This window comes from Arthrobacter arnarulunnguaqae (genome assembly GCF_051262515.1).
Taxonomy (GTDB): Bacteria; Actinomycetota; Actinomycetes; order Actinomycetales; family Micrococcaceae; genus Arthrobacter_N.
In genome coordinates, this window is sequence record NZ_JBIMER010000017.1 from 55,700 (window position 1) to 65,300 (window position 9,601).

A 9,601-nucleotide genomic window follows, 5' to 3' on the forward strand; every position below is an offset into this window, starting at 1 on the left:
CGGCGCTCAGGCCTGGCCGCGGACACGGCCTTCCACGACGTCGAGCAGCCGGGGATCGCCGATGGGCCTGAAGTGGCCCATGGCCCCCAGCTCGATGTTCACGGCGCCCTCCAGGAAGCTCCCGCCGGGAATGTGCGGATCGAAGACGCTGTAGACGGAAACGATCCGCCGGTTGATCTCCAGATTGCGCGCCAACTTGAGCAGTTCCGCGTTGCGGGGGGAGAAGTCCCGGAGGCTGCGCAGCGGGGCGAACCGCGCGTAGACGGAACCGGAGAACGGCGTGTTGACGGCCGTCATCCGGGACACCCGCCAGGCCTGGTCCGACGCGCTCATGACGTACTTGCCGATCAGCCCGCCCTTGCTGTGGGCCACGATCACCACCGACCGCAGGTCCCGCTCCTCCAGGAACCGCGCCACGAGCGTCGCCATCGCCGGGACGCTTCCGTGGTTGTAACCCAGTTCCCGCACCACGTGCACCGGATGTCCCGCGGCGTGCAGCCGCTCGGCGATCGGATGCAGGAACTGCCACGTCTCGTAGATGCCCGGGATGAGGACCACGGGTGCCGCGCCGGGTGCGGGATCCTCCAGCAGATGCTCGTGCGCCGCCGGGAACAGGAAGGCGTGGACCTGCCAGTACGCGACGTAGACGTAGTCGCGGAACCACGCCCACCCGCGCCGGACGACCTCCGCGGGCCGGATCACGGCTCGACCAAGGCCCGACAGAGTCCCGCGACCTCCGCGGCCGAACGGAACATCAGCACGTGCGCCTCGCCGTCGACCTCGAACGTCCGGGTGCCGGGGCGCCGGTCCGCCAGCTCACTGACCCAGTGCCGCGGCACGATCGGGTCGTTGGCGCCGCGGGCGATGACCAGCGGCGCAGCGACGCCGGCGATGCGGTCCTCGATGTGGTGTCCCAGCATGGCGGGGGACGTCTTCAGGTACCAGGAGGGCCCGCAGCGGAAGTTGTAGTCGGCGAACACGATCGCGTTGACGGCAGGCGGCTCGCGCAGCGTGTCCTGGGCGAGGCGCAGCGCCTGCCGCCACAGGGAGCGTTCGGGGGCGTAGTTCGTGGGCGCCAACAGCGCGACGCCGGCCACCGGTCTCCCCGTGCGGGCCATCTCCACGACCACCTGCGCACCCATGGAGTGCCCCACGAGCACCGGGTTCTCCACGCCGGTCTTCTCCAGCGCCGACCAGAGCACGCGGGCGTAGTCCGGGACGGACAACGCGTGCGCCGGCTTCGGTGCGCTGCCGTGGCCGGGAAGGTCGACGTTGAGGACCACCGCGCCGCGGGACAGCTCCCGGGCCAGCGGCCGGAAATAGCGGGAGGAGGCGCCGATCCCGTGGACCAGGACGTAGGTTTCCGGCCCGGCGCCGGAGGTCTCGAAGCGCACGGTCGGGTCCTCCCGGGTCATGCGGCGCCCCCGCCGCCGCCGCAGGTGTCGCCTACGCTATCGTGCCCGCCGGCACCGGGGGGAGCCCCGCCGCCGCAGGCGTCGATGTGGAGCTGCACGGCCGGGGCGTAGAGCCCGACCAACTCGTCGGCGTCGGTCTCGCGGGAGGGCAGGAGTCCCAGGACGCGCACCCCCTCCGCGAACCCCATCAGCTGGCAGGCGACGGCCGCGGCGTGGTGGCGAGACGCCGTCGTGTCCCCGATCAGCGCAGCCAGGTCGCCCAGGACGCGTTCGCGGACCTCCGCGCGGGTCCGGTCGGGGTCGGGGGACTGCAGGACGCTCGGCGGAAGGGTGCACCACGGGTCGGTGGCCCCGCAGTCCCGGCGCTCGAGGACCTGCCGGACCAGTGCGGCGCCCAGTTTCCCGCGCGGGACGTCGAGCGCGGCGAAGGGCAACGGGACGGGCCCGGCCGCCCGGTACAGCTCGGCCTTCGAACCGTGCAGCTTGACCACCAGGGCGGGGGAGACGCCCGCGGCGGCGGCGATGTCCCGCACCGTGACGCCCTGGTAGCCGCGCTCGGCGAACAGGGCGCGCGCGACGGCGTGGACGGTCCCGCGGTTCCCGGGCCGGTTCACCGGGGCAACCCGATGTCGATGTTCTCGGATTTCGCGCTGAGGTTCACCTTGAGCGACCAGGCGCTGCCCACGGCCGGGTCGACCGCGGTGAGCACGTAGGTGCCGACCGCCGGCATCGGGAGTTGGTACGTCCCGTCCCCACCGGTGTGGGTGGAGGACATGAAGTCGCCGATGCCTGCGCTCATCGTCACGAGCGCGGCGGACACGGGCAAGCCGTCCCGGGTGACCGTCCCGGACAGCGACAGCTTCTCGGTCAGCTCCAGGTCCTGTTCGCTGGTGCCGCTGAAATCGATGACCACCGCGCGCGGGGACCAGCCGGCCGCGTTCACCACCACCACGTAGCGGCCGGGGCCGGGAAGCACGGCCGAGAAGCGCCCGTCGTGTTCCGTGCGCGCCCAGTCGGCCGGGGTGCCGTCCTCGCGGACGAAGGTGACGATGGCGAACCCCGTCGGCGCGGCGTGCCCGCGGAAGCGCACCCGCCCGTGCACCATGGTTTCCCGCGCGCCGGCCCCGGCCGCCTTCACCACCCCGATGGCCCCGGTGCCGGCGGCGGAGCTCGCGGCGTCGCGAGAATCGGGCCGCGGCAGGAACAAGGCGATCCCGATGCCGACGGCGGAGCTCGCGGCGGCCAGCCAGAACGCGATGTGCAGCGCGTCGACGGACGGGACGGTGCCGCCGTCGTACTGGAAGACGACGGCGGAGAGCAACAGCCCCGTGGTGGCGCTGGCCACCGAGGTACCGAGCGAGCGCACCAGCGCGTTGACGCCGTTCGCCGACGCGGTTTCGGTGATCGGGACGGCCCCCATGATCAGCGTCGGCATCGCGGCGAACGCGAACGCGACCCCGACGTTCACGAGGGTGGCCGCGACGATCACCTGCGCGACGGAGTCGTCGAAGAACACGCGCCCGACGTACGTCGCGCCCATGATCGCCGTCCCGAAGATCAGCGTGAACCGCCCGCCCAGCCGGTTCAGCATCCAACCGGCGACCGGCGCCAGGGCCACCATCACCAGGCCCGAGGGGACCATGGCCAAACCGGCGCCGAGCACCGTGAGGCCGAACCCGTGGCCCGTGCCGACGGGCAGGTGCAGCTGCTGGGTGGTGATGAGCATGTTGACGAACATCGCGAAGCACGCGAAGAAGGAGGCGAGGTTGGTCAGCAGGACCGCGCGCTTCACGGAGGTCCGCAGGTCCACCATCGGCTGGTTGACGCGCAGCTCCAGGGGGATCCAGACCGTCAGCAGCGCGATCGCCAGCGCGAACAGCCCCAGTACCAGCGGGCTGCCCCAGCCCCACGACGCGCCCTTGGACACGGCCAGCAGGATGGACGTCACGATCGCGGAGAGGATCACGGCGCCGACGACGTCGAAGCGCCCCGGCGTCGTCAGCGTGGACTCCTTGACCAGCAGCAGGAGGCCGACGATGAACACGACGCCGGCCGAGGCCGTGAACCAGAACAGGGACTGCCAGCCCAGCGCGTTGTAGAGCACTCCGGACAGCGGCATGCCGAGCGCGCCGCCGATGCCCAGCGTGGCGCTCATCAGCGCGACGGCGGAGCCGATCTTCTCCCGCGGCAGCTCGTCGCGCAGCACGGAGATGCCGACCGGGATCAGCGAGGAGGCGAACCCCTGCATGGCGCGGCCGACGATCACCGCCGCGAACGTGCCGCCGACCGCCGCGATAACGGAGCCCAGCACCATGACCGCCAACGCCAGCAGGAGCATCTTGCGCTTGCCGTACATGTCCGCCATCCGGGAGACGATCGGGGTGAAGATGGCGCTGCTGAGCAGGGTGGCCGTGACCAGCCAGGAGGAGTCGTCGACCGATACGCCGAGGAGTTCCGGGAACTCCGGGAGCAGGGGGATGACCAGGGTCTGCTGCAGCGAGACGATCATTCCGCAGAGCGCGAGCACCGCGATGGTGGCCCAAGGGGGAACGGTGCGGGCGCTTGAGGGCACGGCGGCCTTTCGGGTGGCGGGCGGCAGGCGCGGCGGCCGCGTGTGAACAGGCGTTTACCGTCCCACCTGATCACGGGGGCTCCCACGCGTCAAGCGATGGCAACGCGCGGACCGGGCCGGCCGGGTCCGGGCTCCGGTCGGAGCGCGGGCCGTGCGCCTAGCGGGGGCCGCCCTGCCAGAGGGCGTCGAACGGCGCGGCCGAGGCGACGCGGTTCGCGATGCCCTCCGTGACGAACGCCTTGGCGGTGCGCGCTGCCTCCAACTGGGTGGCGCCCTTGGCGAGTTCGGCGAGTACGGCGGCGGCGAGCGAGCAGCCGGCCCCGGACGCGGCGATCTCGCCGACCTTCGGCGCGCCGAGCACCTCGGCGCGCTCGCCGTCGTAATAGACGTCGACGGCGTCCGGTCCCGCGAGCCGCACGCCGCCCTTCGCGAGCACGACGGCGCCGCTCGCCTCGTGGATGATGCGCGCGGCGCGCTCGAGGTCCTCCACGTCCTCGATCGCGATGCCGGAGAGCGACTCCGCCTCGAGGTGGTTGGGGGTGACGAACGTGGACAGCGGCAGCAAGTCGTTTTTGAGCGCCTGGTCAGTGTCCAGCGCGTGCCCTGGTTCCTGGCCCTTGCAGATCAGGACGGGGTCCAGCACCACGTGGCGCCACTTTTGCGTGCCGAGCGCGGCGGCGACGGTGTCGATGGTGGCGGGACTACCCATCATGCCGAGCTTCACCGTCTCGAGGCTGCCGGAGTAGCAGGCCTGGATGGCCTCGAGCTGGTCGGCGATCACCTGCGGTTCGACGGGAACGAAGCGGTGGTTCCAGTTGTCGCGGGGGTTGAACGAGACGATGCAGGTCAGGGCAGTGATGCCGTAGACACCCAGTTGCTGGAACGTTTTCAGGTCCGCCCGCGCCCCCGTGCCGCCGGTGGCTTCCGAGCCGGCGATGGTGAGGGTGATGGCGGGTGCGGTGGCGTGGTCCGTGGCGGTCATCCGTCCATTTAGGAGTGGACGTCTCGGATGGCGACCGTGGGCGTGTGGGAGGAATTTGGGTCGAATCACATCCGAGGTCCAATCGCCCGCGGGGTCGAATTACCTACCCTGTCGCCACCTACAGAAGGGGAAACCCCACCGCAGGCAGCCCCACTTCTCCATCGTGCTGGCCCTGATGGCCCTGATGGCCGTGGTGGTGGTGCTGTCCAACGTCGGAGCCTCGAAAGGCGTGACATTCGGCCCGATCGTCACCGACGGCGGTTTCTTCCTCTTCCCATCGCCTACATTTTGGGAGACGTCATCAGCGAGGTGTACGGCTTCAAGGCGGCCCGGCGTGCGATCGTGACGACGTTCGCCCTCTCCGCCCTGTGCTTCTGGATCATCATCGCCCTGCCCGCGGCAGAGTGGTCTGGATCATCATCGCCCTGCCCGCGGCAGAGTGGTACGACGGGCAGGAGGCCCTCACGCGCACGCTAGGACCCATCTGGCAGATCGTCGCGGCGTCCCTGTTGGGCTTCGCCGTCGGGCAGACACTGAACTCGTGGGTCCTCGTCCGGATGAAGGCGCGCTTCGGGGAGGAGTGCCTGGTCATCCGGCTCATGGGCTCCACGGGCGTCGGCGAGTTCTCCGACACGCTGATCTTCTGCGCCATCGCGGCGCCCGTCATCGGCATCAGCGACCCCGGCACCTTCACGAACTACGTCGTCGTTGGGTTCCTGTACAAGACCGGCGTCGAGTTCGTCCTCGTCCCCGCCACGACCGCGGTGATCGCCTGGTTCAAGCGGCTCGAACCGACCTACGGCGTCGTTCAAGAGGCCTAAGACGCGCTGGCGGGTCCCGGCGCTGAGACTACCCTGAGCCTATGGAATTCCTCACTGCGGCCGGCCTGAGCTCGGCGGCCGGGCTGAACGCCTACATCCCCATGCTCGCGCTGGGGCTGCTCGACCGGTTCACGTCGCTGGTCAGCCTACCCGTCGGCTGGGAATGGCTGTCCAACGACTGGATGCTGGGGATCCTCGGCGTGCTCCTGGTGCTCGAGGTGGTGGCGGACAAGATCCCGGTGGTGGACAGCATCAACGACTGGGTGCAAACGCTGGTGCGCCCGGCTGCCGGCGGAGTGGTCTTCGCCTCGGGCATAGGCGCTGAAACCGTGACGGTGTCCGACCCGGATTCCTTCTTCGCCGGCGACCAGTGGATTCCCGTCGTCATCGGCGTCGGCATCGCCCTTGTGGTGCATCTGGTGAAGATGACCTCCCGCCCCATCCTGAACGCGACCACCGTGGGAACCGCGGCGCCGATCGTCAGCACAGCGGAGGACGGCGCGGCTCTTGGTCTGGTGGCGGCGGCGCTCTTCCTTCCGGTCTTGGTGCTTGTCCTCCTACTTGCCCTCGCCGGTCTCGCGGTCTGGATCGTCCGCAGGTTCAGGCGCCCCAACACGCCGGGGGCGCCGTGGCAGCGTTCGGCGGCCTGACTCCAAGGGCATACAAACGCGGAGAACCTTGCCATGATCTAGACCATGGCTGAGAAACCCGAACACGCCCAGAACGACAATCGGAATGGCAATCCCGCCCCAGGACAGCCCGCCGACGGGCCGGATACCGGACACGTCCGCCCGCCGGGCGCCACCGACGCAACGGTGGAGGCCCTCGGAAAGGTCTCCGAAGCGCTCGAGGTTGTCGAGCACGCCCGAGGCCTCCTCTACGGCTTCCATCGGCTGACCGGCACCGCCGACTTGGCACTCGGCGAGGCCGTCCAACTGCTCCGCGACGCCGGCCACACCGACCTTGCCGCACGGGTGGACGAAGAGATCGTGGGACGCAACGTGATCCACGGGCGCTGGACGTTCCAAATCGTGGAGGACTACGACGACAACTACTACGCGGCATTCAAGGACATGGAAAGGCGGGCGCGCGACGAGCTCCTCGACGGCAAGCGGCACCTTTTCGAAGCGGAGATGAAGGAAAGCCGCCGCAGCCGCGGACGACCGCACCACGAGGCGGTCCCGCCGGAGGATGAGGTGTCCTAGAGGCCCTGCGGGTCCGGCTCCTTGGCGTAATACGCGGCCAGCGTCCGTTCCTTGAGTTCGAAGAACGTACCGTCCTCGATGGCGCGGCGAGCGTCGTCGACCAGGCGCACCACGAATCGCTCGTTGTGGATGGAGATCAGCGTGTGGCTGAGTAGCTCCTTCGCCTTGTACAGGTGGTGGATGTAGGCGCGCGTGTAGTTCGCGCAGGCGTAGCAGTCGCAACCCTCCTGGAGAGGGGTGAAGTCGTCCCGGTATCGCCGGCCGGAGAGGTTGAACCGGCCGTGGGGGGTGTAGAACGCGGAATTTCTGGCCACGCGCGTGGGGGAGACGCAGTCGAAGGTGTCGGCGCCGTTTTCGATGGCGGTGAACATGTCGTCTGGCTCCGAGATGCCCAGCAGGTGGCGCGGCTTGTCCTCGGGCAGCACGTCGGCGCACCAGCCGACGATGGTCCCCAGGTTCTCTTTTTCCAGGGCGCCGCCGATCCCGTAGCCGTCGAACGGCATCGCGCCCAGGTCGGCGCACGCCTTCCGCCGGAGGTCCTCGAACTGCGCGCCCTGGATGACTCCGAACAGGGCTTGGTACGGCTTGTCCTTCCGCTCGTCGGTTAGCCGGAAGTGCTCGGCGATGCAGCGCTCGGCCCACAGGCGGGTCCGTTCCAGCGACTCCTTCTGGTACGCGCGCGAGTTGTGCAGCGTGGTGAGCTCGTCGAACGCGAACATGATGTCCGCCCCGATCCGGTGCTGGACACCCATGGAGATCTCCGGCGTGAAGCGGTGCATGTCGCCGTTGAGGTGCGACTTGAACCAGACGCCGTCGTCGTCCACGTTGGCGAGGCGTTCCTTGCCGGGCGCGACGGCGTCGTCCGCACCTGACTGGTCGGCGGTGCCCATGTCGATGACCTTCTTGAAGCCCGAGCCCAAGCTCATGACTTGGAACCCTCCGGAGTCGGTGAAGGTGGGGCCGGGCCAGTTCATGAAGGTGCCGAGGCCGCCTGCCGCGTCGAGGATGTCCGCGCCAGGCTGGAGGTAGAGGTGGTACGCATTCGCCAGTACCGCCTGGGCGCCGAGTTCCCGGACCGATTCCGGCAGTACCGCCTTGACGGTGGCCTTGGTTCCGACGGCGATGAACGCCGGAGTCCGGATCTCTCCGTGCGGGGTGGAGATGGTGCCGGTCCGACCCGCCAGCGGCGAACCGTCCGGGGCCGTCAGGCGCGCGCCAACCTGGAACGTGAAGTCCGCCTGCCGTGGGTGGGTAGGCAGGGTCGAAGCGGGCGAGGGGATGGATTCAGGCACCCAACCAGTTTGCCGCATTCCGGAACCGCGCGACGCCGGAGCACCCCTGGGTCTGCCGGAGCCGGTATCGGCGTCCGAGCCTGCGGTGCACGCCACAGTGGGCAGACTGCTCGGTCACAGGTACGGCGGGATCACGTGCCGCAGGAGCGCGCCGCGCGGATCCGCGCCTAGGCTGGCATTGGACGAGCCGCTACGCACGGGAGAGGGACCGATGAGCAACCCGCTTCACTGGCGCCAGATATTCACGCTCGGCCCGTCGGACCGTGACCACCTGATCGCCACGCGGGCGGCCCTGGGCGTCTTCCTTCCGCTGGTTCTGCTCATGGGGCTGGACCGTCTCGATTTGGCCGTGTTCGCGATTTTTGCCGCGTTCACGGGAATCTATGGGCGCGCGCCGACCCACCGGGACCGGGTTGCGGCGCAGGTTCGTTCAGGCCTGTTGTTGCTGACCGTCATCGCTTTCGGGTGGGCTTCCTCGGCGTTCCTGGTGGAGCACGGCACGGCTGCTGGCTCATGGACGCTCGTCGCGCTGACCACGCTTGTGGCCTGGGCTTGTTCGCTTGCCACGGGCTTCCTGCGCATCCGGCCGGGCGGTTCGCTGTTCCACATCTTTGCCTTCGCCGCCATCGCATCGATACCCGGGGTCCCGCGGTTTATCGAGGCGGTCGGCACGTCCGCCGCCGTTGTTCTCCTGTGCGTGCTCATCGGGGTGTGCAGCTGGGTGCTGCCCGCACGTCGCACTGGCTGGGTCCGCACCGCGCCGGAGCCGTTGTCGCCCAACGTCCGCAGGGCGATATGGATCGAGTCAGTCGGCTACGTGCTGGCGGCCGGCATCGCCGGCGCTGTGGCGACGCTCCTGTCGGATCCACTGAACGTGGGGCACGGATACTGGGCGATGGTGGCCGCCGTCGTGCCGCTTGCCGGCCACACCACCCGACACCGTGTGGCGCGGGGCTTCCACAGGATCTTGGGGACGGTTGCCGGGCTGGTCGTCATGGCCGGTGTCATTCTGGTGAACCCGGGGCCCTGGGGTGTGGTCCTGTTCATCGGCGTCATGCAGTTCTGCGCGGAACTGCTGATTGCCCGCAACTACTTCTGGGCGCAGGTGTGCGTGACTCCTCTGGCGTTGGTGGGAACATCTCTTGCCGCCGGATTGGGCCCATCGCTCGTGTACGACCGCATGGTGGAGACCATTATCGGCGCGATGATCGGGGTGGCGGTGGTCCTGGGCGGATCTGCCTACGGGAAACGCATGCGCCGTCACGAGGGTCTGGCCGCTGTCTAGAACGGTGGTTCGTCGTCGTTGACGGCGCC

General features: G+C 69.3%; 9 protein-coding genes and 1 pseudogene. 4 read left to right on the forward strand and 6 right to left on the reverse strand.

From position 1 onward, the window contains the following. Positions 1-6 precede the first annotated feature (6 nt). From ACHAAJ_RS13265 to ACHAAJ_RS13285, 5 genes are all read right to left on the reverse strand, one after another. The gene (locus ACHAAJ_RS13265; protein ID WP_435728663.1) at positions 7-702 is read right to left on the reverse strand and encodes an esterase/lipase family protein; all 696 of its coding nucleotides are present in this window, start codon (positions 700-702) and stop codon (positions 7-9) included. Further along, positions 699-1,415, reverse strand: coding sequence for an alpha/beta fold hydrolase (locus ACHAAJ_RS13270; RefSeq protein ID WP_435728664.1), 717 nt, complete (start codon positions 1,413-1,415; stop codon positions 699-701). Before ACHAAJ_RS13270 ends, ACHAAJ_RS13265 begins: the two co-directional genes overlap by 4 nt. Further along, entirely contained in the window at positions 1,412-2,029 is a 618-nt protein-coding gene (locus tag ACHAAJ_RS13275; RefSeq protein WP_435728665.1) for a TetR/AcrR family transcriptional regulator, read from the reverse strand. Before ACHAAJ_RS13275 ends, ACHAAJ_RS13270 begins: the two co-directional genes overlap by 4 nt. Beyond that, a complete protein-coding gene (locus ACHAAJ_RS13280; RefSeq protein ID WP_435728666.1) occupies positions 2,026-3,987 on the reverse strand; it encodes an MFS transporter in 1,962 nt (653 codons plus the stop codon). Before ACHAAJ_RS13280 ends, ACHAAJ_RS13275 begins: the two co-directional genes overlap by 4 nt. A 157-nt stretch (positions 3,988-4,144) precedes the next feature. After that, positions 4,145-4,969, reverse strand: coding sequence for a PfkB family carbohydrate kinase (locus ACHAAJ_RS13285; RefSeq protein WP_435728667.1), 825 nt, complete (start codon positions 4,967-4,969; stop codon positions 4,145-4,147). Positions 4,970-5,129: 160 nt separating this feature from the next. Between ACHAAJ_RS13285 and ACHAAJ_RS13290 the strand changes: the two are divergent. From ACHAAJ_RS13290 to ACHAAJ_RS13300, 3 genes and pseudogenes are all read left to right on the forward strand, one after another. Beyond that, a pseudogene (locus ACHAAJ_RS13290) lies at positions 5,130-5,790 on the forward strand (queuosine precursor transporter). A gap of 41 nt (positions 5,791-5,831) precedes the next feature. After that, entirely contained in the window at positions 5,832-6,440 is a 609-nt protein-coding gene (locus tag ACHAAJ_RS13295) for a DUF4126 domain-containing protein (protein ID WP_435728668.1), read from the forward strand. A gap of 45 nt (positions 6,441-6,485) precedes the next feature. After that, positions 6,486-6,995 carry a hypothetical protein gene (locus ACHAAJ_RS13300; protein WP_435728669.1) on the forward strand — a complete coding sequence of 170 codons (510 nt, stop codon included), beginning with the start codon at positions 6,486-6,488 and terminating at the stop codon, positions 6,993-6,995. Here ACHAAJ_RS13300 and tgt read toward each other — a convergent pair. Continuing rightward, positions 6,992-8,305, reverse strand: a complete 1,314-nt coding sequence (gene tgt, locus ACHAAJ_RS13305; protein ID WP_435728670.1) for a tRNA guanosine(34) transglycosylase Tgt — start codon at positions 8,303-8,305, stop codon at positions 6,992-6,994. The two genes, ACHAAJ_RS13300 and tgt, sit on opposite strands and share 4 nt — an antisense overlap. Before the next feature lie 193 nt (positions 8,306-8,498). Here tgt and ACHAAJ_RS13310 point away from each other — a divergent pair, with 193 nt between their 5' ends. Continuing rightward, a complete protein-coding gene (locus ACHAAJ_RS13310; RefSeq protein ID WP_435728671.1) occupies positions 8,499-9,572 on the forward strand; it encodes an FUSC family protein in 1,074 nt (357 codons plus the stop codon). Positions 9,573-9,601: the final 29 nt, after the last annotated feature.

Coding starts and splice junctions, on each gene's coding strand:
- tgt (WP_435728670.1), bottom strand. CDS start 8,305: ATGCGGCAAACTGGTTGGGTGCCTGAATCCATCCCCTCGCCCGCTTCG.
- ACHAAJ_RS13295 (WP_435728668.1), top strand. CDS start 5,832: ATGGAATTCCTCACTGCGGCCGGCCTGAGCTCGGCGGCCGGGCTGAAC.
- ACHAAJ_RS13285 (WP_435728667.1), bottom strand. CDS start 4,969: ATGACCGCCACGGACCACGCCACCGCACCCGCCATCACCCTCACCATC.
- ACHAAJ_RS13270 (WP_435728664.1), bottom strand. CDS start 1,415: ATGACCCGGGAGGACCCGACCGTGCGCTTCGAGACCTCCGGCGCCGGG.
- ACHAAJ_RS13300 (WP_435728669.1), top strand. CDS start 6,486: ATGGCTGAGAAACCCGAACACGCCCAGAACGACAATCGGAATGGCAAT.
- ACHAAJ_RS13310 (WP_435728671.1), top strand. CDS start 8,499: ATGAGCAACCCGCTTCACTGGCGCCAGATATTCACGCTCGGCCCGTCG.